Here is a 23096-nt window from a genome sequence, read left to right on the forward strand (position 1 = left end):
ACGGCCTCAGAAGGTCACGCCAGCGCCAAGGATAATGTTCGCGTAGGGCGAACACTCCCCGCTGCGAATAACCGCATGGCTGCGCTGTGTTAACTGTTTGAACTGTTGATGAGAAACGTACTGAACGGCGATAGTGTTTCCCTGGCGTTGTTGCAGTAAATCGAGCAGTGCGGAAAGTTCGTCGTGGAGCCGTGGATTATGAGATTTGATCTCTTCCGCGATGATGGCGCTCTCGACCTGCATCTCTTTCGTTACGGTTTCGACTACCTGCATAAAGCCGGGAATGCCCTTGGTCAGCGCCAGGTCGATGCGCTCCGGCCCTGAAGGGATGGGCAGGCCCGCATCGCCGATAGTGACGCTGTCGGTGTGGCCCAGGCGGGAAACCAGGGAAGAGATTGCAGAATTCAGTAAGGCGCCTTTTTTCATCTTTCACTCCAGAGCGAAACGTTTCGCTGATCGGGAGTGTAAAAAAACGGCGGCGGAAAACAATCGTCATGATACGGAACTGTGATCGCCATCGAAACGTTTCGTTAACAAGCTTTGCGCAGGATGTGCAACAGGAAAGGAGGAGCGATCGGTCATCAGAACGGTATGAAAAAAGACCGCCTCGTAAGGCGGTCGGCAGGGATTAGTTAAATACCATTCCACCATCGATCAGTAGCGACTGACCGGTCATGTAGTCGGAGTCAGGCCCGGCGAGGAAAGAAACGCAGGCGGAGACATCTTCTGGTTCAGACAGGCGGCCCAGCGTAATGCGTTTGGCAAACTCTGCCGTACCGTAGCCCAGCGGTTTACCTGCCGCTTCTGACACCTGACGATCTATCTCGTCCCACATCGGCGTTTTAACAATGCCCGGGCAGTAAGCGTTGACGGTAATGCCCAACGGAGCCAGATCGCGGGCGGCGGTTTGCGTCAGGCCGCGTACGGCGAACTTGCTGGAGCTGTAGATCGCCAGCTCCGGGTTGCCGACATGGCCCGCCTGCGAACAGGCATTAATGATTTTGCCGCCGTGGCCTTCAGCTTTAAACGCCTGAATTGCCGCCTGCATTCCCCAAATCACGCCTTTTACGTTGATATCGTAAACTTTATCCACCATTTCCGCCGTGATCTCTTCAATTGGCGTAGTTGGCGCAATCCCGGCGTTGTTGACGATGACGTCAAACCCGCCCAGCTCTTTACGAGCCTGTTCCACCGCAGCGATGACCTGGTCACGCTTTGAGACATCTACCGTTACCGCAATCGCTTTACCGCCTGCGCTGGCGATTTCGTCGGCCACCTGACGCGCGGTCTGGCTGTTATAGTCCGCGACCGCCACGGCAAAACCGTCTTTTGCCAGACGCAGCGCTATGGCTTTGCCGATCCCCTGGCCGCTACCCGTGACTAAGGCTACTTTCGTTTTCATATTATCTCCTTGAATACTAAAGAATCTGGCTCAGATGCAGCTGACCCATCAGCATTGGGTTATCGGCGTAATCCACCGGTACGGCGACCACCGCAGGCCCGTTGACATCCATTGCTTTACGCAGCGTCGGCTCCAGCTCAGCCGCGCTTTCCACCGCAAAGCCCGCTGCGCCGAACGCCTGCGCATAGGCTTTAAAATCAACCGGCCCGAATTTCACGCCGGAAACGCGCTGATATTTCTTCTCTTCCTGCATCGCCACCATGTTGTAGGCCTCATCGACCCAGATGATGTGCAGGATATTGGCTTTCAGCCTGACCGCCGTTTCCAGCTCCATGCTGGACTGCAAGAAGCCGCCGTCGCCGGAAACCGAGATCACTTTACGACTCGGATCCACCAGCCAGGCACCGATAGCCCATGGCAGCGCCACGCCCATGGTCTGCTGCCCATTGGAGATCATGATCTGGCGGGCGCGGAAGCTATAGAGATAGCGAGCGATCCAGATATGGAAGCTGCCCATATCCACGGTCAGCGTGACGTCGTTGTTAATGATGTCCTGCATGGCGCGCACGATCCGCAGCGGATGCAGCGCGAACTGGTTGAGATTTTTGCCCTGCATTGATAACAGCTGACGCTGCTGTTGCCGATCGTCCAGAATGGCTGCCGCTTCTGCGCTGAGCTGTAAAGGCGTATCAATGCGCTCGGCCAGCTTGTCGACGGTGGCGGCAATATCGCCAATCAGTTCCGCATCAGGCAGATAGCAGTTATCGGCATCGGAGGGCAGCACGTCGATATGTACCAGCGTGGCGCCGCCGCTGTTCCACATGGCCGGTTCGTACTCAACCGGACTGTAGCCGATAGTGATAATCAGGTCGGCCTCGCGCAGCAGACGGTCGCCCGCCTGGTTGTTAAACAGCCCAACGCGGCCCGCAAAACGTGAGAAGTGTTCCTGTCTGACCGCGCCGGCGGCCTGATAAGTGCTGGTAACCGGAATGCGGCTGCGCTCCAGCAGGCGATGGATCGCATCGCTGTTTGCCGGCTGGCTGGCCATCAGGCCCAGCAGCAGTACCGGGTTTTTTGCTTTGGCAATTTGCGCGGCAACGGCGGCAATGGCCGCATCCGGCGCAGGCCCCAGCAGCAGCTGGCCTTTACTGGTCAGCAGCTGACCGCGAGCGGGCTGGTCAACGATATCCTGCGGCAGGCTGACAAAGGCGCCGCCGCCGCGACCGTGCTCGGCATGACGGAAGGCGTTGGAGACCACTTCCGCCAGCGCGTTGGAGTCGGTGACCTCGACGGCATATTTGGTGACCGGACGAAACATCGACACGGTATCCATACTCTGATGCACCTGTTTGGCGCTGTCAGCCCGCTTCACCTGTCCACCCAGCGCCACCACCGGATCGCCTTCGCTGGTAGCGGTCGCCATGCCCGTGATCAGATTCGAGCAGCCCGGTCCGGAAGTCACCAGCGCCACGCCCGCGTTGCCGGTCAGGCGGCCCACGGCGGCAGCCATAAAGGCAGCGTTGGCTTCATGACGCACCGGAATGGTCTGGATAGTCGAGTCCACCAGCGAATCAAACATTTTGTCGATCTTCGCGCCAGGAATGCCGAAGACCTGTTTTACGCCCTGCGCCTCCAGCTGTGCCACGACCAAATCGGCGCCGTGCTGCCAGAGAGCGGTTTCGGTTGGGTTTTTCATCTTAATTCCTCAGGATTAGCTTTCAACGGAGCGAATGGCGGAATCCAGATTTTCCGGATTCAGATTGGCCTGCAGAAAATCACTGTCGCCCGGCAGATCGATGACCAGCTTGCTGATCTCGCCAAAGGTCAGCTCGCCCTCTTCCAGCTGGTAATCCAGCAGATGGCCGCCGCCCTGGCGATCGTCGGTAATGAAATGTTCGTGATAGCCCGCTACGTTGATGCCCTGCATATACTGCGGGGTACGGAAACCAATCAGCACGCCGTCGCGCTGGCTGAACCGGAAGGTAGGCTGCTGGCCAAGCACTTCCGGCATAGAACGATAGGGTCGATGCTGGCAAGGTACGGTACGCGTGGAGGCCGCAGAAAAACGGCCGTTGATCCGCAGCGCACAAAACTGATTGTCCGAAGTCACCTGGCTGTCGATCAGATCGTGAATAGCCTGACGGCTGGCCGGTGCAGAGAAACGATGGCGGTACTGAGGCTGGAAAAAGGTCATCACGGCAAAAGGCGTTTTCTGCTGCGGATCGGCTTCCCGTGCGCTGCCGTCGGAACGCAGCTGATAAACCTCGCTGTCGAAAGCGATCAGCTCGCCATCGAGCTGGTTAAAGGTGCCTAAACCAAAATCGCCCTTCTTCAGCAGGTCGGCTACGGTAACGTTGCCTTCGTACACGCCGCTGAGCAACGCACTCATCAGAGAGGTTTGATAGATGACGCTTTCTGGTCTTTGCTGATGGAGCCCGCTGACGGTTGAAACCAGCTGTTGCTCACATAAACAGTCGGTTACAGAATGTTTCATAACTTGCCTCTATGCTAAAACAGTTCAGGATTACTAATTGAATGTTGACTCGATTCAGTTATGAATTCCAATATAGAAAGCCCATCACTTTGAGACGAATTAGATATGGAACTCCGCCATCTGCGTTATTTTGTCGCGGTCGCGCAAACGCGCCACTTTACGCGTGCCGCAGAAATGCTGGGGATCTCGCAGCCGCCGCTCAGCCAGCAAATTCTGCGTCTGGAACGGGAAATAGGTACGCCGCTGCTGAGGAGGCTGTCACGCGGCGTGGAGCTGACGGAAGCGGGGGAAGCTTTTTATCAGGATGCCTGCCAGATCCTGGAGCTGACCGGGCATGCGCTGGAGAAAGCCAAAGGGATAGCCCGCGGCGTGACCGGCAAGCTTTCGCTGGGTGTCGCCAGCTCGGTCGCCTTTCATTCGGCGATTTTTGCGTTGATGAAGGATTTTCAGGCTCGCTATCCGTCAATGACGATACTGACACGTGAGCAAAATATGGCGTCGCTAATGCACGACTTGCAGGAGGGCTTGCTGGATGCCGCTTTCGTTCGCCTGCCCTGTGAGAGCAGCAAAGCGTTTAACCTGAAGGTGATAGCCAGCGAAAAGATGCTGGTGGCGCTGCCTGCCAGCCATGCGCTGGGCGCGCAGCCGAAAATTTCCCTGTCGCAGCTGGCTGATGACACGCTGATTATGTTTCCGCGCGAGGTTGCGCCAAGCCTGTATGAACTGGTGATCAGCGCCTGCCTGCGCGCCGGCTTTCAGCCGCATACCGGGCAGCAGTCACCGCAGATTTCCTCGTCCATCGGCATGGTGGCCGCGGGTTTCGGCTTCGCTATCGTGCCGGAATCGCTATGCTGCATCGCGCATCCCGGCGTGGTGTTTCGCCCTGTTGACGATGCGGCGTTAAATACTGATATTGCGCTGGCCTGGCGCCGTTTCGACCGCTCGCCTGCCGTTATGCACCTGTCGATGATGTCGACCTGAGCCGTAGCGAGACCTGCTCAGCCATTGTGAGGCCTGACTGGCTGCCTCAGGGCTAACTTAGCCATTACGGGGCCAGCTTAGCGGTTACGGAAGCCGTTAGCCGCAACCGGGGCAAGCTGCTAAGAACGCGGCCGCCCCGGATCCAGACGCCGCCGAAGGTCGCTTACCCGTCGGTGGCGCAGTCGGGCTGCTGGCCTCACCTTCGGCCAGCCGATCAAAGCTGAATCAGTTCAGCTTGCGGATTTTCTTCACGTCAAGCTCGACGGAATTAAAGTCCTTGTCCAGTTCGCCCTGGATTTCGACTTTGTCTTTTGGCGTGATGTTCTGGCCTTCCCAACGCTTATGATCGATATCCACTTTCATCGTGCCGGTTGCGTCACGAAAGATATAGTCATCATCGCTGACGCGCTTTTCAATGTTGCCGCGCATTGTCACCCAGGCATCGTCCTTCATATCCTGCGCCTGTTTGACCGTGACCACGGTTTCATCCCCGCTGAAACCGCCTTTCTGCACGTTGGCGGTCGGCGCGGTCGGCGCACTTGGGTCGCTGAAGCCGCCGTTCTGAGCAGCGAATACCGGGCCGGAAACCAGAGCGGCAAGGGCAAATAAAGCAGCAGTTTTTTTCATCATAGTCACCTTTATTCCATGGAGTGAGGCAGCTTTCGCTGCGCGATTCGTCGTGTTCAGGGCTCAGTTAAACAAACTTTTCTTAACAGGATCTTAAGAGACATCATCAAATACGCGGTTTGCGAGCCGTACCGAAAAATAGCCTTTTTTCCCGATTTTTGCCTGTACAGCGCCCGTTCCCTTTCGTATAAAGCCGTTAATCACAGAGGAAGTCGCCATGAAAATTTTGGTCATTGAAGACGATCGCCTGATTGGCGACGGGATTAAAGCAGGTCTGAGCAAGCTGGGTTTCAGCGTCGACTGGTTTACCGAGGGCAAAACGGGGCAGGCGGCGCTTTCCGCTACCTCTTACGATGCGGTAGTGCTGGATTTAAGCCTGCCCGGCATTGACGGCCTGGATATTCTGCGCGGCTGGCGGCAGCAGGGTCGGGACGAGCCGGTACTGATCCTGACCGCGCGGGATGCCCTGGAGCAGCGGCTTGCCGGGCTGCAGCAGGGCGCCGACGACTACCTTTGCAAACCTTTCGCCCTCAGCGAAGTCGCCGCCCGGCTACAGGCATTAATTCGACGACGTCACGGTCAGCTACAGCCCGTGCTCCGCCACGGCGCGGTTGCGATGGCCTCCGGTTCGCATACGGCCACCCTGAACGACGAGCCGCTCCCCCTGAAGCCGCGCGAACTGGCCCTGCTGGAGCTGTTCTTGCTTAACCCTGGTCGCGTATTGACCCGCGCGCAGCTGGAGGAAAAATTGTATGGCTGGGATGACGACGTCTCCAGCAATGCCGTTGAAGTTCATATCCACCACCTGCGCAAAAAGCTGGGCAGCACGTTTATCCGTACCGTTCATGGCGTCGGCTATACGCTGGGAGATGCGTAATGCATCGACTAAGCCTGCGCCTGCGCCTAATGCTGGGTTTTCTGCTGCTGACGCTTATCTGCTGGGGTGCTGCCAGCATCGGCTCGTGGTGGCAGACGCGGCACAACATCAATCAGCTGTTTGATACCCAGCAGATGCTGTTTGCCAAACTGCTGGCGACCATGAATCCCGAGCAGCTGAGTCACGAACCGTTAACGCTGCCAAAAACTAAAAAGCTGCTGAAGCATCATCGCGGCGAACAGGAGGATGAGGCGCTGGCATTTGCCGTTTTCACTGCGGATGGCCGCATGGTGATGAACGATGGCGACAACGGCAAGGATTTTCTCTTTAGTCACAGGCGCGACGGTTTTACCGATGGCAAGCTCCGGGGTGATGACGATTTATGGCGTATGGTCTGGCTACCCACGCCGGACAAACAATATGTGGTGGTGGTAGGTCAGGAGTGGGAATACCGCGACGACATGACCCGCGATATCGTCCAGACCAACCTGATCCCCTGGCTGATCGCGTTGCCGATTATGCTGCTGCTGCTGCTGTGGCTGGTTACGCACGAGCTGGCGCCGTTAAAAAGAATTGCCCGCCAGCTGCGTCTGCGCACGCCTGATGACGGCACGCCGCTGGTGGAAAAGCGGGTGCCGAACGAGGTGAAGCCCTTGCTGACGGAGCTGAACGCGCTGTTCTCACGCGTCAGCGAAATGCTGCTGCGCGAACGGCGTTTTACTTCCGATGCCGCGCATGAGTTAAGAAGCCCGCTGGCCGCGCTCAAGGTTCAGGCGGAGGTCGCGCAGCTGGCTCACGATGACGAAACGGTGCGCCGCCACGCGCTGCAAAACCTGGATCTTGGTATCGATCGCGCGACTCGTCTGGTGGATCAGCTGCTTACGCTCTCAAGGCTGGACAGCAAAGCCGATCTGGCAACGGAAAGCCTGGATCTGCGTCAGCTGCTCCAGCAGGCCGTGATCGACCATTACTCACAGGCGCAGGCCGCCGGAATGGAGATAGCGCTGGAAGCACCGCCTTCGCCCGTTATCCGTAACGGTAACGCTTTGCTGCTGTCGCTAATGATGCGTAACCTGGTAGAAAACGCCCTGCGTTACGGCCAGTCAGGAAACCTGGTGCAGCTGAGCATTAATGAAAACGGCCTGGCCGTCACGGATAACGGGCCAGGCGTCAGCAAAGAAGATTTGTGCCGCCTGGGACAGCGTTTTTATCGGCCGCCGGGGCAGGAAAAATCGGGCAGCGGCCTTGGGCTGTCTATCGTTAACCGTATTGCCCGCCTGCATGGGATGCAGATGCGTTGCGCCAATCGTGACGGCGGCGGCTTTGCAGTTATGCTGACATGGTGACGTAGTGGCAAAGTGACATGCTGGTATGTGGTGACACCCTGGCCCGGTTAGATGCCGACAGAACCCGCTAAGCCGCGCCGGAACACGCAGCTCAGTAAGCCGCCGGTTTAGAAATCCGACGTTTCTTTCAGGAGTCGGGATGAGGATATGCCTGGCGGTAAGCAAAACAAAAGGCCGACGATTGTCGGCCTTGCAGGGTCAGGTTTCGGCTTGGGTACCCGGTGCAATAACCCGGCTTGTCAGATTTCGACCTGGGTGCCCAGTACAGTAGCCCGGCTTGTCAGATTTCGACCTGGGTGCCCAGTTCAATAACCCGGTTTGGCGGGATCTCAAACTGGTCAGGGGCGCGCAGGGCGTTGCGCTGTAGCGCCATAAACAGCTTGCCGCGCAGACGCAAATACCATGGCCGCTTGCCGATAATCAGCGATTCATGCGACATAAAGAACGAGGTTTCCATCATCCGGCAGTTCAGGCCTTCCAGCCCGCAGCGGTGGAAAATCTCTTCCATATTAGGCGTTTCCCGCCAGCCGTAGCTCGCCACCACGCGCCAGAAAGTGGGGGAAAGCTGTTCAATAGACACGCGACGCACGTTATGGACGTAAGGCGCATCTTCCGTCCGCAGCGTCAGCAGCACAACACGTTCATGTAACACTTTGTTGTGCTTGAGATTATGCAGCATGGCAAAAGGAATAACGTTCAGCGCGCGCGACATATAGACGGCGGTGCCCGGCACGCGTACCGGTGGCGACTTCTCCAGCGAAACAATCATCGCTTCCAGCGAGTTGCCGTGTTCATGCATCCGGCGCAGCAAACGGAAACGCTCGCTTTTCCAGGTGGTCATAATCACAAACATCACCAGCGCCAGGCTTAACGGCAGCCAGCCGCCGGAGAACACTTTCACCAGGTTGGCCGAAAAGAGCGAAACGTCGATGCACAACATGCAAAGCAGGATAAACAGCACCAGATAGCGGTTCCAGTGCCAGTTTTTTATCGCCACGGTGGTGCAAAGGATGGAGGTCAGCACCATCGTACCGGTTACGGCGATACCGTAGGCGGCTGCCAGGTTGCTGGAGTGTTTAAAGCCGACAATCACGATCACCACGGAGAAAAAGAGTATCCAGTTAATGACCGGAATGTAGATTTGACCGGATTCCTCTTCAGAAGTGTGCACGATGCGCATAGGCGGTAAATAGCCCAGACGAACCGCCTGGCGAGTCAGTGAGAAAACGCCGGAAATCACCGCCTGAGAAGCGATAACCGTCGCCAGCGTCGCCAGGATCAGCATAGGGATCAGCGCCCAGTCCGGCGCCAGCAGAAAGAACGGGTTCTTGATCGCTTCGGGATTTTTCAGCAGCAGCGCGCCCTGGCCGAAGTAGTTCAGCACCAGCGACGGCAGCACCGCCAGGAACCAGGCCAGACGGATCGGCAGCTTGCCGAAATGGCCCATATCCGCATACAGCGCTTCCACGCCGGTAATAGCCAGCACCACGGCGCCCAGCGCAAAAAACGAGACGGTTTTATATTCAAAAAAGAAGTGCATTGCCCAATAGGGGTTCAACGCGTGCAGCACGTCGGGATTAGCCATAATGCCCCGAGCGCCCAGTATGGCCAGAATGATGAACCATGCCAGCATGACCGGCGCGAACAGTTTACCGACAATACCCGTGCCGTGTTTCTGGATCATAAACAGCAGCGTCAGCACCGCTATCGCCAGCGGCACAATCCAGGCATCAAGGTTAGGCGCGGCGATTTCCAGCCCTTCAATAGCGGAAAGTACCGAAACGGCCGGCGTGATCACCACTTCGCCATAGAAGAAACTGCCGCCAATCAGCCCCATAATGACCAAAACCGCCGTGGCTCTGGCACCGGTATGACGGCCCGCCAGGGACATCAGGGTCAGAATCCCCCCTTCGCCGGCGTTGTCAGCGCGCATCACGTAGCTGATATATTTTAACGAGACCACCAGCACTAATAGCCAGAAAATCAGCGAGAGGAAGCCGAATACCGCATCGCGCTCCACGCCGAAACCGAACTGGCCGGAGAGACACTCCCGCAGCGTATAGAGAGGGCTGGTGCCGATATCGCCATAGACGACGCCTATTGCCGCTAAGGTCACGGCGCCAAGGGACTGCTTTTTATCAGAACTCATAGGAAGATCTTTTGTTGGAGCTGATTGCTGAAACGCGCCCAGCTTATCAAGCCATCAAAAAACGCACAGTATGCACGAATCATTCTGAATGCCTATCCTTAATTGGAGTATGGAAAGCGACTTCAATGGCCTGTGTCACCCTTTGACAAGAAAAAAGCTGACGTATATCAACTCTTTCAAGCATCATAGCCAGTAGTGTTTGCGCTCGCCAGTCGCCCGCTGGCAAGAACGTAGAAAAGGATACTGTTTGATGATGTCCCAGCCTCACCTCCTGGCGGAAAGAATCGCACGCCTCAGCAACGCGTTAGAAAAGGGACTTTACGAACGCCATCACGCTATTCGCCTTTGCCTGCTGGCGGCATTAAGCGGCGAAAGCGTTTTTTTGCTTGGCCCGCCAGGTATTGCCAAAAGCCTGATAGCCCGTCGGCTGAAGTATGCCTTTCAGCATGCCCGCGCCTTTGAATATCTGATGACCCGCTTCTCCACCCCGGAAGAAGTTTTCGGGCCGCTTTCCATTCAGGCGCTGAAAGATGAAGGCCGCTATCAGCGCCTGATCAAAGGCTACCTGCCTGATGCCGAAATCGTCTTTCTGGATGAAATCTGGAAAGCCGGGCCGGCTATCCTCAATACGCTGCTGACCGCCATCAACGAGCGCCGCTTTCGCAACGGCGATTGTGAAGAAGCCATCCCGATGCGGCTGCTGGTGACCGCCTCCAACGAACTGCCCGAAGCCGACAGCGGGCTGGAAGCGCTGTATGACCGGATGCTGATCCGGCTGTGGCTTGATAACGTGCATGAAAAGCAGAACTTTCGCAGCATGTTGACCCATCAGCAGGATGAAAACAGCAATCCCGTCGCGGAGTCGCTCTGCATTACTGATGAAGAGTATAGCGAATGGCAAAAAGGCATTGCGCAGGTTGCGCTGCCGGAAGAGGTGTTTGAGCTGATTTTTATGCTGCGCCAGCAGCTGGAGAACCAGCCGGAAGCGCCTTATATTTCCGATCGCCGCTGGAAAAAAGCGATCCATCTTTTACAGGCCTGCGCTTTTTACAGCGGTCGTAAAGCGATCGCGCCGGTAGATCTGATTTTGCTGAAAGATTGTCTGTGGCACGACGTTGCCTCAATGGCGCTGCTGGATCGCGAGATAGACAACCTGATTACCCAGCAGGCCTGGCAGCAGCAGCCGATGCTGATCAAACTGCAGCAAATCGCCTCACGCCGGCTGAGCCTGCAGCAGGAAAAAAGCGTAGAGCAGGCGATAAGGCTGGAGAAGCACGGCGGCATATTCAGCCGTAAACCCCACTATGAGCTGCCCGAGGCGCTGTCCGCCGACACGCTGACGCTGATGCTGCAAAAGCCGCTGATGCTGCACGACATGCAGGTCAGCCATATCGTGATTGGCCGCGAACCGCTGTACCACTGGCTGCAAAAAGGCGGCGAAGTGCGCGGCAAGCTTAACGGTATTGGTTTTGCCCAGACGCTGGATCTGCATATCGACGGCGCCGACTGCCTGACAGTGCGCGATGTCAGCCTCCAGACTTCGCGGCTGATGCTGCCGGGCCAGCCGCTGGAACACGGGCTGCCGCAGGAGATCGTCGAGGCGCTTGATGAGGTAGAGGCACAGCTGCATGCCCAACGTACGTTGTTCAGTCAGCATCATCGCTGCCTGTTTATCAGCGACGACTGGCTGGCGAAGATCGAAGAGAGCCTGCAACAGGTCGCTGAACAGCTGAAACAGGTGCGTCGTTGATATCGCTGGATACGCTCAGCGCCTTTCTGGCGGTCAGCGAAGGCGACCTGATTGAAGAGCTGGTGGTGACGCTGTTGGCCAGCCCGCAGCTCGCCCTTTTTTTTGAAAAATTTCCCGGCATGAAAAAGGCGCTGCTGCACGATTTGCCGCGCTGGAAATCGGAGCTCCTGGCGCAGCTGAAACAAACAGCGGTGCCGGAAGCGCTTGCCGGTGAATTTACGCTTTTCCAACAGTGCCAGCCGCTCGCCCATCAGGCATTTTGCCTGAAAATTCCGTCTATCCTGCTTTACCTGGATTCGCATCAGTCGCCGTTTAAAGACAAAGCCCGCGAGCTGGTGGCGCATAGCGTCGCGGGCCAGAGCATGAGCGAGCCGCAGCATACGCTGTTTTTACAGCGCTGGCGGCTGAGCCTGACGCTGCAAACCCTGTCGCTGAATCAGCAGCTGCTCGACAGCGAGCGGGAAAAGCTGCTGGCGGAGCTACAGCAAAGGCTGGCGATGAGCGGCCAGCTGGCGCCGGTGCTGTCGGATAACAGCGATGCCGCCGCCAGCCGCCTGTGGGATTTGAGTAAAAGCCCGCTACAGCGCGGCGATTATCAGCTGATGGTCGATTACGGCGATTTCCTGGCGCAGCAGCCGATGCTGCAAAAACTGGCGGAACAGCTGGGCCGCAGCCGCGAAGCCAAAGCGGTACTGAGCGAGCAGGCGCCGCTGGAGGCGTTCCACCAGCTGGTCAGGGAACCTGCCAGCGTGCCGGAAGAGGTCAACGGCATTCACCAAAGCGACGACGTGCTGCGCCTGCTGCCGCCGGAGCTGGCGGCGCTGGGCATCAGCGAGCTGGAACTGGAGTTCTATCGCAGGCTGGTGGAGAAACGGCTGCTGACCTATCGGCTGCAGGGCGAAGCCTGGCATGACAGGGTTTCGCAGCGCCCGGTCAGCCACCAGCAGCATGAAGAACAGCCGCGCGGGCCTTTTATCGTCTGCGTGGATACTTCCGGCTCGATGGGCGGCTTTAACGAACGCTGCGCCAAGGCCTTTTGCCTGGCCCTGTTGAAGGTGGCGCTGGCCGATAACCGTCGCTGCTACATAATGCTGTTCGCGCATGAAGTGGTGGGCTACGAGCTGACCGCAGACGACGGCATTGCTCAGGCGATCCGCTTTCTCAGCCAGCGCTTTCGCGGCGGCACCGATCTGGCAGCCTGTTTGCAGTCGGTGCTGGGCAGGCTCGCCACACCGGAGTGGAACGATGCCGACGCCGTCATTATTTCCGATTTTATCGCCCAGCGGCTGCCGGAAGATCTGGTTAAAACCGTCAAAAAGCACCAGCTCCTCCAGCAGCAGCGCTTTCACGCCGTTGCGCTGTCCGATCATGGAAAACCGGGTATTATGCGCATTTTCGACCATATCTGGCGTTTTGATACCGGCCTGAAGAGCCGTCTGCTGCGCCGCTGGCAGCGCTGATTTTCCCTTTGCCGCTGCCCGACAATCCTCTCCTGCTATAGTCATAGCTACGCTTTATCCCGCCTACGGTTCTCAGGAGTATTACGTGGCACAACATCATCAGGCTTTTTCCCCAGAGTTACCTGCCCCAACTCACACGTTGTTGCTTAGCGGCAGCGACGCAGAACAAAAACGACAGGAGCTTCTTGGCTATTTCCAACAAACGTGGGCGCTCTACGAGAGCCTGTTCGACTGCCTTGCCGATGAGCAGGCTTATTACACTAAGGCGATTTCGCTGCGCCATCCGCTGGTTTTCTATTTCGGCCATACCGCGACTTTCTATATTAATAAGCTGGTAGCGGCCGGCCTGCTCGACAACCGCGTGGACGACCATATCGAAGCGATGATGGCTATCGGCGTGGATGAGATGAGCTGGGACGATCTGGACGCAACCCACTACGCGTGGCCGACGCTTGCCGAGCTGCGCGACTATCGCGGCAAGGTGCGTCATCTTGTCGAAAGCGTCATTAAAGAGATGCCGTTGACGCTGCCGATCGGCTGGGACAGCCCGGCTTGGGTGATCCTGATGGGGATCGAGCATGAGCGGATCCATCTGGAAACCTCCAGCGTGCTGATCCGCCAGCTGCCGCTCGCCTGGGTTAAACCGCAGCCGTACTGGCCGGCCTGTCCCGACGCCCGTCACGATCGCCACGCCGTGCCGCAGAACAGACTGATAGCCGTTGCCGGCGCACGCGTCACGCAGGGGAAAACCGACGATACCTACGGCTGGGATAATGAATACGGCACGCTGTCCACCGAGGTGAAGCCTTTTGAAGCCAGCCAGATGCTGGCAAGCAACGCGGAGTTTTTTGCATTTATCACGGCAGGCGGCTATCGGGACGATCGCTGGTGGGATGAGGAAGGTCTGGGCTGGCGCAATTTCGCGCAGGCAACCATGCCGACTTTCTGGGTGGGATCGCCTGAGGAACCTGACCAGTTACGGCTGCGTTTGATGACTGAAGAAGTCGCGATGCCGTGGGACTGGCCGGTCGAAGTCAACCAGCTGGAGGCGGCCGCCTTTTGCCGCTGGAAAGCCGATAAAACCGGCAAGTCCGTTCAGCTCCCCAGCGAGGCCGAATGGCTGCTGCTGCGTGAGCAGGTTGAAGGCGATCGCTGGCTGCAGGCGCCGGGCAACCTGAATCTGGCCTGGTGGGCTTCTTCCTGTCCGGTCGATCGCTTTGCCCAGGGCGAATTCTTTGACGTGGTGGGGAACGTCTGGCAGTGGACGACCACGCCGATAAACGGGCTGGAAGGTTTTAAAGTCCATCCGCTTTATGACGACTTTTCGACGCCGACCTTCGACGGCAAACATGCGCTAATCAAAGGCGGCAGCTGGATTTCCACCGGCAACGAAGCGATTAAATCCTCCCGCTATGCGTTCCGCCGCCACTTTTTCCAGCACGCGGGCTTTCGCTACGTCGTGTCCAACCATCAGGAAAAGAAAATGCTGAATCCGTATGAAACCGACAGCATGGTGTCGCAATACCTGGACTTCCAGTACGGGCCGGGCTACTTCGGTACAGAAAACTATGCGAAGGCGCTGGTGGATATCGCCTGTCGCATGACCGACAAACGAGGCCGCGCGCTGGATATCGGCTGCGCCACCGGTCGCGCCAGCTTTGAGCTGGCCCGCTATTTTGAGCAAGTGGTGGGGATGGATTACTCCGCGCGCTTTATCGACGTGGCGCTCCAGCTGACCAGCGGCGAGGATTTCCGTTATGTGACCCAGGAAGAGGGCGACCTGGTGGAGTATCACCAGGTGCGGCTGAAAGATTTCGGCCTTGGCGCAGAGCAGGCCAGCCGCATTCAGTTTATGCAGGGCGACGCCTGCAACCTGAAGCCGCAAAAGGCGGGTTACGACCTGGTGCTGGCCGCTAACCTGATCGACAGGCTGCGTCAGCCGAAGCGCTTTTTGCAGGACGTCACGAGGATGATCAATACCGGCGGCGTATTGATGCTGTCGTCGCCGTACACCTGGCTGGAAGAGTACACGCCAAAAGAGAACTGGCTGGGCGGCATCCGCGAAAACGGCGAGGCGCTGACCACCTACCAGGCGTTGCAGCGTTTGCTGGCGGCAGATTTCGAAGAGATCGCCGCGCCGCAGGACGTGCCGTTTGTGATCCGCGAAACGGCGCGCAAATATCAACATTCCGTCGCCCAGCTAACCGTCTGGCGCAAGCGCTAACATCAGATAGCCCTCTGGCTATGACCAGGCGGTTGAGTTTTCCTCATAGCGGGTAACGTAAGTTATCCGCTATTTTATTGCCTGCATTTTCACTTTCCTGCACATTATTCCCTGACAAATTATCAAATCCTTAATGACGGAGCCTTTATGCCCGATAATCTGCAACCCGACGATCTCGATCGCGGCATCCTCAATGCGCTGCTGGCCAACGCACGTACCGCCTATGCCGAGCTGGCCAAGCAGTTCAACGTCAGCCCCGGCACTATCCACGTCCGCGTAGAGAAGATGAAGCAGGCAGGCATCATTAAAGGTACGCGGGTGGAAATCGATCCTCGCCAGCTTGGCTATGACGTGTGCTGCTTTATTGGCATCATTTTAAAAAGCGCCAGAGACTATCCGGCCGCGCTGGCGAAGCTGGACGCGCTTGATGAAGTGGTGGAGGCCTGGTACACCACCGGGCACTACAGCATCTTTATTAAGGTGATGTGCCGATCCATCGACGCGCTGCAACAGGTGCTGATCAACAAGATCCAGACCATTGACGAGATCCAGTCCACCGAGACGTTAATTTCCCTGCAAAACCCGATCATGCGGACGATCAAGCCCTGATCTGTGCACAATATTATCCACAAAAGATCGGCGCCTCATTTTTGTTGAAATATCTCATATCAGGTCAGGAACGTTCCTGTCCGTCCGGCACGTGGCGCTCGCGGCGTGCTTTCACTTATTCGCCCGCAAAACAAAAGCGGCAGTTAAACCCGCTCCTGCATTTATTAACCTTACTTACCCACAGGTAGATCCCAGACTGATCACAGCGTACAATAGCCGCCTTTAGCAAACAGGGATCTCACATGGCGGACGTAACCTTAATCACTGGCAGCACCCTGGGCAGTGCGGAATATGTTGCCGAACTTCTGGCCGAGAAGCTGGAAGAAGCGGGCTTTTCTACCGAATTACTGCACGGGCCAGAGCTGAACGAGCTTTCGACAGCAGGAACGTGGCTGGTAGTGACCTCTACCCATGGAGCCGGCGATCTGCCCGATAACCTGCAGCCGCTGTTTGATGAAATAGAAGAGAAGCGTCCGGATCTGAGCCAGCTGCGCTACGGCGCCGTAGGTATCGGCAACCGTGAATACGATCTTTTCTGCGGTGCGATCGATAAAATGGACAAATTGTTGACGGCATGTGGTGCACAGCGCATCGGCGACCGTCTGGATATTGACGTGCTCGAACATGAGATCCCCGAAGATCCCGCTGAGGTGTGGATCGAGAGCTGGAAAACGCTGATCGGCTGACGATCGGGCGTCGGATCGCAGCAATTTGTGCGATCGACGCCTGAAAAACAGGCGAAGTTTTGTAAATTTCTCCCCGATTTGCCTATTTAAATAGCGATCAACTGTGGATAACTATGCTGATCCAGCGGTAATAACCGGTGGTTATCCAAAGAACAACCGTACGGTCGGATCGAGCCTGTGCATAACATGCCTTTTTGATCCCAGCTTATACGCCGCAGGATCACCGATCTTTCACAGCAAACGATCCCGCTTAAGCTGATGATCTTGGAAAGGAAAAGAGGCTTATCCACAGAGATCGTCGATCCTAATAGAAGATCCAGTAAAGAGATCTCTAAATAAAAAAGATCTTCTTTTTAATACGTGTCTGGCCCTGCGCTTTCACCTTCGGCCAAAGTTGAGTAGAATTCACGCCCCGGGCATCCCCCACTCTTTTAAATCGCACAACCGCGAGGTTCAGTACCATGTTTTATCCAGATCCTTTTGACGTCATCGTGATCGGTGGTGGTCATGCGGGCACGGAAGCCGCTATGGCGGCAGCCCGGATGGGTCAGCAAACCCTGCTTTTAACGCATAACATTGATACGCTTGGACAAATGTCCTGCAATCCGGCGATCGGTGGCATCGGAAAAGGACATCTGGTTAAAGAAGTGGACGCGCTGGGCGGCCTGATGGCACACGCTATTGACCAAGCCGGTATCCAGTTCAGGATACTAAACGCCAGCAAAGGGCCCGCCGTCAGGGCTACCCGTGCTCAGGCGGATCGCGTGCTCTATCGTCAGGCCGTACGCACCGCGCTGGAGAACCAGCCGAACCTGATGATCTTCCAGCAGGCGGTTGACGATCTGATTGTGGAAAACGATCGCGTCGTTGGCGCTGTGACCCAGATGGGGCTCAAATTCCGCGCCAAAGCGGTTGTGCTGACCGTAGGCACCTTCCTGGACGGTAAGATCCACATCGGGCTGGATAACTACAGCGGCGGCCGTGCTGGCGATCCGCCTTCGATCCCGCTGGCTCGTCGCCTGCGTGAACTGCCTTTACGCGTCAGCCGTCTGAAAACCGGTACGCCACCGCGTATCGATGCGCGCACGATTGATTTCAGCGTGCTGGCTCCGCAGCATGGCGATACGCCGCTGCCGGTCTTCTCGTTTATGGGCAACGTGGCGCAGCACCCACAGCAGGTGCCTTGCTACATCACCTATACCAACGAGAAAACGCACGACGTCATCCGCAGCAACCTGGATCGCAGCCCAATGTACGCTGGCGTGATCGAAGGCGTTGGCCCACGCTACTGTCCTTCCATCGAAGACAAGGTGATGCGCTTTGCCGATCGCAACGCGCACCAGATCTTCCTGGAGCCGGAAGGGCTGACCAGCAATGAAATTTATCCAAACGGCATCTCCACCAGCCTGCCGTTTGATGTCCAGATGCAGATTGTTCGCTCTATGCAGGGCCTGGAAAACGCGAAGATCGTCCGTCCGGGCTATGCCATCGAATATGACTTCTTCGATCCGCGCGATCTGAAGCCAACGCTGGAAAGCAAATTTATCGAAGGTCTGTTCTTTGCCGGTCAGATCAACGGCACGACAGGCTATGAAGAAGCCGCAGCGCAAGGTTTGCTGGCTGGGCTGAATGCCGGTCGCCTCTCTGCGGACAAAGAAACCTGGGCGCCGCGTCGCGATCAGGCCTATCTGGGCGTGCTGGTTGACGATCTCTGCACGTTGGGAACCAAAGAGCCGTACCGCATGTTCACCTCCAGGGCGGAATACCGTCTGATGCTGCGTGAAGACAACGCCGATCTGCGTCTGACCGCTGAAGGCCGCGAGCTGGGTCTGGTAGACGATGCCCGCTGGGCGCGCTTTAACGAGAAGCTGGAGAGCATTGAGCAGGAGCGTCAGCGTCTGCGCGACATCTGGGTGCATCCTAAATCTGAAGCCGTGGATGAAGTGAATGGCGTACTGAGCGCCGCGCTGACCAAAGAAGCCAACGGCGAAGATCTGCTGCGTCGTCCAGAGATGACCTATCAGCAGCTGATGACGCTCAGCACCTTTGCGCCCGCCTTAAGCGACGCTCAGGCCGCCGAGCAGGTTGAAATTCAGGTGAAATACGAAGGCTATATCGCCCGCCAGCAGGAAGAGATCGATCGCCAGCTGCGCAACGAGAACACGCTGCTGCCGGTGGAGCTGGATTACCGTCAGGTCAGCGGCCTTTCTAACGAGGCGATCGCCAAGCTGAACGATCACAAGCCGGGATCGATAGGTCAGGCTTCGCGTATTTCAGGGATCACGCCTGCGGCTATTTCCATTCTTCTGATCTACCTGAAAAAGCAGGGGCTGCTGCGCAAAAGCGCCTGATGCTTCGCGGGGCGGCTACGGTCGTCCCTTTAACTGATTTGGATGTAATCGTGATTAATAAACTTTCCGCGCTGCTGAAAGCCGCCAATATTTTCCTGACCGATCGACAAAAAGAGCAGCTGACAGGCTACGTTGAGCTGCTGCATAAATGGAACAAGGCTTATAACCTGACGTCGGTGCGTGACCCGCAGCAGATGCTGGTACGGCATATCATGGACAGCATCGTGGTTGAGCCTTATCTGGAAGGAAGCCGTTTTATCGATGTGGGCACGGGACCAGGGCTGCCGGGCGTACCGCTCGCTATCGTCCGTCCTGAAGCGCACTTCACGCTGCTGGACAGCCTGGGCAAGCGCATACGCTTTCTTAAGCAGGTACAGCATGAGCTGAAACTGGAAAATATCGATCCGGTACAGAGCAGGGTAGAGGTGTTTCCTGCCGAGCCGCCTTTTGATGGCGTGATCAGTCGGGCCTTCGCTTCTCTGAACGATATGCTGAGCTGGTGCCATCATCTGCCTGGCGAAAAAGGGCGATTTTATGCGCTGAAAGGCGTCGTGCCGCAGGATGAGATCGACGCGCTGCCGGCAGGTTTTACCCATCACAAGACGGTGAAGCTTCTCGTTCCTGAACTGGAAGGCGAACGTCACCTGGTGGTAATTAATCCGCAAAATCTGGCAGCAAGCAGCGCTGATTGAACGTGATTTACCTGAAAATAACGCTGAAAAGCCGAATTTTTTACCGTATTATCGCCTGATTATTCAGCAAAGCGGCTGAACGGCACAGGCTTACCAAACCCGATTTTAGTTAAGTCAGCCCGGCAGGGCAGGGGAGAGGAAGGCGCAGGTAACGCGAAAGGCTAAAAAGCCCGACGAAAATTTAGCCTTTCGGGCGATACGCGGTGATTTTTTTTCAGGTGGGAATGTTTCAGTAAGGTTAAAATGACGCGCAGAAATTATCGTTCACACCTGGTTACATTTAACGTTAATTTCACAAAGTGTTATCAAGGATATTACCTCTTCGGGACGAGATCCGCCTTTTTCAGCGCGAAGTGAAAAATAATGTGGTGATATTTATTTTGCTTGCCTGGCGGATTAGCCTGAAATTTTGGCTGCAATGACTGTCAATTAACACTTTTAATCCGGCTGGCAGGCTGGTTTTACGGTAAAAAATAGTAAGTAGTTGAATGTTATTGATATAATTATATTTTTCTGAGCGATATTAAGAATATTCCTTAACGGAATGCGGATAAAATATTACTGAATTGTGATCTTCCGCACGCTTTATGAGCGATATTTGGCCTTTATCGTATGCATTTTCCGCCTGTCGGCCATTCCTGACAGTTTTGAAAAAGCGCGCCCGCGAAAGAAATTTAAATAATTGTTCACCATTTCGCTACTTATCCATTGAAATCGCAGGGGCGCGCCGTATAATTTGCTCGTTTTTTGCTGCTTGACTCAAAGCGGCAAAGGCAGTTTTATACGACACGCGACATACCCCCGACGGGGCAGGAGAGTTTCAGCGTCATGTCAGTGTCCCTTTACAGAGTGAAATTTGCCCGAACCGTGCTGCTTCTTCAGCTGGTGATTTTTGTCATAATCGGCGCGCTGTTCGCCCTGAAAGAGTTGACCTGGGGCCTGTCCGCGCTTGCGGGTGGACTGGCGGCCTGGCTACCGAACGTATTGTTTATGATTTTTGCCTGGCGTCATCAGGCAGGAGACCCGGTTAAAGGACGCGTGGCCTGGAGCTTCGCTCTGGGTGAAGTGCTGAAGGTTCTGGCAACCATTCTTCTGCTTGTCGTGGCGCTGGCGGTGTTTGGGGCGGCATTTACGCCGCTCGGACTGACCTGGTTATCGGTGCTGATTGTGCAAATCGTCGCACCGGCTGTAATTAACAACAAAGGGTAAGAGGCATCATGGCTGCAGGAGAAATCTCTACGCCGCAGGAATACATAGGTCACCACCTGAATAACCTTCAGCTGGACCTGCGTACCTTCGAGCTAGTGAATCCGCACGACGCACCGTCGTTCTGGGTATTAAATATTGACTCCATGTTTTTCTCTGTGGTGCTGGGACTGGTATTCCTGGTGCTGTTTCGCAAAGTTGCGAAATCAGCCACCAGCGGCGTTCCGGGAAAACTGCAGGCGGCGATTGAACTGGTTGTTGGCTTCGTCGACAACAACGTCCGCGACATGTACCACGGTAAAAGCAAAGTAATCGCACCGCTGGCTCTGACGATTTTCGTCTGGGTCTTCCTGATGAACTTCATGGACCTGCTGCCTATCGATCTGCTGCCGTATATCGGCGAGCACGTTCTGGGTCTGCCAGCGTTGCGTGTTGTGCCTTCAGCCGACGTGAACATCACGCTGTCTATGGCGCTGGGCGTATTTATTTTGATTCTGTTCTACAGCGTCAAGATGAAAGGCATTGGGGGCTTTACTAAAGAGCTGACATTGCAACCCTTCAATCATCCTGTCTTCATTCCGATCAACCTGATCCTTGAAGGCGTGAGCCTGCTGTCCAAACCGGTTTCTCTCGGTCTGCGACTGTTCGGCAACATGTATGCGGGTGAATTGATTTTTATCCTGATTGCCGGCCTGTTGCCGTGGTGGTCACAGTGGGTTCTGAGTGTGCCATGGGCCATTTTCCACATCCTGATCATTTCGTTACAGGCTTTCATTTTCATGGTACTGACGATTGTCTATCTGTCGATGGCATCTGAAGAACACTGATTTTTTTATCAACACTACTGCGTTTTAACTGAAACAAACTGGAGACTGTCATGGAAAACCTGAATATGGATCTGCTGTACATGGCTGCCGCTGTGATGATGGGCTTAGCGGCAATCGGTGCTGCGATCGGTATCGGCATCCTCGGAGGTAAATTCCTGGAAGGCGCCGCGCGTCAACCGGATCTGATCCCTCTGCTGCGTACGCAGTTCTTTGTTGTAATGGGTCTGGTGGATGCAATCCCAATGATCGCTGTTGGTCTGGGTCTGTATGTGATGTTCGCCGTCGCCTAACCCTGATGTTCATCGTTGGACGCGAGTTCGACGATGAACGGCTTCTGCCGGTCGTCAGACCGGAGAAAAAAGTTAACTTAACAAGAGGCATTGTGCAGTGAACTTAAACGCAACAATCCTCGGCCAGGCCATCGCGTTCATCCTGTTTGTAGTGTTCTGCATGAAGTACGTATGGCCGCCGCTGATGGCTGCTATCGAAAAGCGCCAGAAAGAAGTTGCTGACGGCCTTGCTTCCGCAGAACGTGCCAAAAAAGATTTGGATCTCGCGCAGGCTGATGCGTCCGACCAGCTGAAAAAAGCGAAAGAAGAAGCTCAGGTTATCATCGAACAGGCTAACAAACGTCGTTCGCAGATCCTGGACGAAGCGAAAGCCGAAGCTGAGCAGGAACGTAACAAGATCGTCACCCAGGCGCAGGCTGAAATTGACGCCGAACGCAAACGTGCACGTGAAGAGTTGCGTAAGCAGGTCGCGATGCTGGCTATCGCCGGCGCCGAGAAAATCATTGAACGTTCCGTGGATGAAGCTGCTAACAGCGACATCGTTGATAAACTGGTCGCTGAACTGTAAGGAGGAAGGGGCTGATGTCTGAATTTACTACTGTAGCTCGCCCCTACGCCAAAGCAGCTTTTGACTTTGCTGTTGAGCATCAGAATGTCGATCGCTGGCAGCAGATGCTGGCGTTCGCTACCGAAGTAGCCAGCAATGAACAAGTGGCAGAACTCCTTTCCGGCGCATTAGCGCCGGAAGCGTTGTCTGCACGGTTCATCGCTATCTGTGGTGATCAACTCGATGAAGCCGGCCAGAACCTGATTAAGGTCATGGCTGAGAACAAACGTTTACCAGCGCTTCCCGATGTACTGGCTCAGTTTATCCAGCTACGCGCCGCATACGATGCGACCGCGGACGTTGAGGTGATCTCTTCCACTACACTGAGTGACGAACAGCTGACCAAAATCAGCGCCGCTATGGAAAAACGTCTGTCACGCAAAGTTAAGCTGAATTGCAAAATTGATAAGTCTGTAATGGCAGGTGTAATCATCCGTGCGGGTGATATGGTCATTGATGGCAGCGTACGCGGCCGTCTTGAGCGCCTTGCAGACGACTTGCAGTCTTAAGGGGACTGG

The 23096-nt window shown here is 55.9% G+C and carries 21 protein-coding genes; 15 read left to right on the forward strand and 6 right to left on the reverse strand.

What is annotated here, in order from left to right; all coding sequences use genetic code 11:
- Positions 1-6: 6 nt before the first annotated feature.
- The 4 genes from rbsD to budA all read right to left on the reverse strand — a co-directional run bounded on the left by rbsD (position 7) and on the right by budA (position 3896).
- Positions 7-426, reverse strand: a complete 420-nt coding sequence (gene rbsD / locus ACVWZ0_RS00690) for a D-ribose pyranase (protein ID WP_253456898.1) — start codon at positions 424-426, stop codon at positions 7-9.
- 202 nt (positions 427-628) lie between these two features.
- Positions 629-1402 carry a (S)-acetoin forming diacetyl reductase gene (locus tag ACVWZ0_RS00695; RefSeq protein ID WP_253456895.1) on the reverse strand — a complete coding sequence of 258 codons (774 nt, stop codon included), beginning with the start codon at positions 1400-1402 and terminating at the stop codon, positions 629-631.
- Positions 1403-1418: 16 nt separating this feature from the next.
- Complete coding sequence (gene alsS, locus ACVWZ0_RS00700) at positions 1419-3098, reverse strand: acetolactate synthase AlsS (RefSeq protein ID WP_253456890.1); 1680 nt, start codon at positions 3096-3098, stop codon at positions 1419-1421.
- Between the two features lie 15 nt (positions 3099-3113).
- On the reverse strand, positions 3114-3896 hold the full coding sequence (gene budA, locus ACVWZ0_RS00705) for an acetolactate decarboxylase (protein WP_253456887.1): 783 nt from the start codon (positions 3894-3896) through the stop codon (positions 3114-3116).
- 105 nt (positions 3897-4001) lie between these two features.
- On the opposite strand from budA, the gene ACVWZ0_RS00710 reads away from it, so the two are divergent.
- Positions 4002-4877 (forward strand): LysR family transcriptional regulator, encoded by an 876-nt coding sequence (locus ACVWZ0_RS00710; protein ID WP_253456883.1) that lies wholly within the window; start codon positions 4002-4004, stop codon positions 4875-4877.
- A 225-nt stretch (positions 4878-5102) separates the two neighbouring features.
- Here ACVWZ0_RS00710 and ACVWZ0_RS00715 read toward each other — a convergent pair whose 3' ends face one another.
- A complete protein-coding gene (locus tag ACVWZ0_RS00715; protein WP_253456880.1) occupies positions 5103-5504 on the reverse strand; it encodes a YgiW/YdeI family stress tolerance OB fold protein in 402 nt (133 codons plus the stop codon).
- 217 nt (positions 5505-5721) lie between these two features.
- Here ACVWZ0_RS00715 and qseB point away from each other — a divergent pair, with 217 nt between their 5' ends.
- Positions 5722-6381 carry a quorum sensing response regulator transcription factor QseB gene (gene qseB / locus ACVWZ0_RS00720; protein ID WP_253456877.1) on the forward strand — a complete coding sequence of 220 codons (660 nt, stop codon included), beginning with the start codon at positions 5722-5724 and terminating at the stop codon, positions 6379-6381.
- Complete coding sequence (qseC, locus tag ACVWZ0_RS00725; protein ID WP_253456873.1) at positions 6381-7727, forward strand: quorum sensing histidine kinase QseC; 1347 nt, start codon at positions 6381-6383, stop codon at positions 7725-7727. Before qseB ends, qseC begins: the two co-directional genes overlap by 1 nt.
- Before the next feature lie 280 nt (positions 7728-8007).
- Here the strand turns inward: qseC and kup are convergent, their stop codons facing one another.
- Positions 8008-9876: a low affinity potassium transporter Kup gene (gene kup, locus ACVWZ0_RS00730; RefSeq protein ID WP_253456870.1), complete on the reverse strand. Its 1869-nt coding sequence runs from the start codon at positions 9874-9876 to the stop codon at positions 8008-8010.
- Between the two features lie 253 nt (positions 9877-10129).
- Here kup and ravA point away from each other — a divergent pair, with 253 nt between their 5' ends.
- The 12 genes from ravA (at position 10130) to atpH (ending at position 23087) form a co-directional block, all read left to right on the forward strand.
- Positions 10130-11626, forward strand: a complete 1497-nt coding sequence (gene ravA, locus ACVWZ0_RS00735) for an ATPase RavA (RefSeq protein ID WP_253461173.1) — start codon at positions 10130-10132, stop codon at positions 11624-11626.
- Entirely contained in the window at positions 11623-13086 is a 1464-nt protein-coding gene (gene viaA, locus ACVWZ0_RS00740) for an ATPase RavA stimulator ViaA (protein WP_253456867.1), read from the forward strand. The genes ravA and viaA overlap by 4 nt, the downstream gene beginning before the upstream one ends.
- Positions 13087-13171: 85 nt before the next feature.
- Positions 13172-15310 (forward strand): 5-histidylcysteine sulfoxide synthase, encoded by a 2139-nt coding sequence (gene ovoA, locus ACVWZ0_RS00745; protein ID WP_253456864.1) that lies wholly within the window; start codon positions 13172-13174, stop codon positions 15308-15310.
- Positions 15311-15457: 147 nt separating this feature from the next.
- Entirely contained in the window at positions 15458-15919 is a 462-nt protein-coding gene (gene asnC / locus ACVWZ0_RS00750) for a transcriptional regulator AsnC (RefSeq protein ID WP_125289166.1), read from the forward strand.
- 242 nt (positions 15920-16161) lie between these two features.
- Positions 16162-16605 (forward strand): FMN-binding protein MioC, encoded by a 444-nt coding sequence (gene mioC / locus ACVWZ0_RS00755; RefSeq protein ID WP_253456861.1) that lies wholly within the window; start codon positions 16162-16164, stop codon positions 16603-16605.
- A 461-nt stretch (positions 16606-17066) separates the two neighbouring features.
- On the forward strand, positions 17067-18956 hold the full coding sequence (gene mnmG / locus ACVWZ0_RS00760) for a tRNA uridine-5-carboxymethylaminomethyl(34) synthesis enzyme MnmG (RefSeq protein WP_253456858.1): 1890 nt from the start codon (positions 17067-17069) through the stop codon (positions 18954-18956).
- Between the two features lie 50 nt (positions 18957-19006).
- Positions 19007-19648: a 16S rRNA (guanine(527)-N(7))-methyltransferase RsmG gene (gene rsmG / locus ACVWZ0_RS00765; RefSeq protein ID WP_253456855.1), complete on the forward strand. Its 642-nt coding sequence runs from the start codon at positions 19007-19009 to the stop codon at positions 19646-19648.
- 828 nt (positions 19649-20476) lie between these two features.
- Positions 20477-20857, forward strand: a complete 381-nt coding sequence (atpI, locus tag ACVWZ0_RS00770) for a F0F1 ATP synthase subunit I (protein ID WP_125289170.1) — start codon at positions 20477-20479, stop codon at positions 20855-20857.
- An 8-nt stretch (positions 20858-20865) separates the two neighbouring features.
- Complete coding sequence (gene atpB / locus ACVWZ0_RS00775; protein WP_125289171.1) at positions 20866-21681, forward strand: F0F1 ATP synthase subunit A; 816 nt, start codon at positions 20866-20868, stop codon at positions 21679-21681.
- Positions 21682-21731: 50 nt separating this feature from the next.
- The gene (gene atpE, locus ACVWZ0_RS00780; RefSeq protein WP_003849523.1) at positions 21732-21971 is read left to right on the forward strand and encodes a F0F1 ATP synthase subunit C; all 240 of its coding nucleotides are present in this window, start codon (positions 21732-21734) and stop codon (positions 21969-21971) included.
- A gap of 97 nt (positions 21972-22068) precedes the next feature.
- Positions 22069-22539: a F0F1 ATP synthase subunit B gene (atpF, locus tag ACVWZ0_RS00785; RefSeq protein ID WP_253456852.1), complete on the forward strand. Its 471-nt coding sequence runs from the start codon at positions 22069-22071 to the stop codon at positions 22537-22539.
- A 14-nt stretch (positions 22540-22553) separates the two neighbouring features.
- Positions 22554-23087, forward strand: coding sequence for a F0F1 ATP synthase subunit delta (gene atpH, locus ACVWZ0_RS00790; protein ID WP_125289173.1), 534 nt, complete (start codon positions 22554-22556; stop codon positions 23085-23087).
- Positions 23088-23096: the final 9 nt, after the last annotated feature.

The organism is Erwinia sp. TECH1 (genome assembly GCF_054057575.1).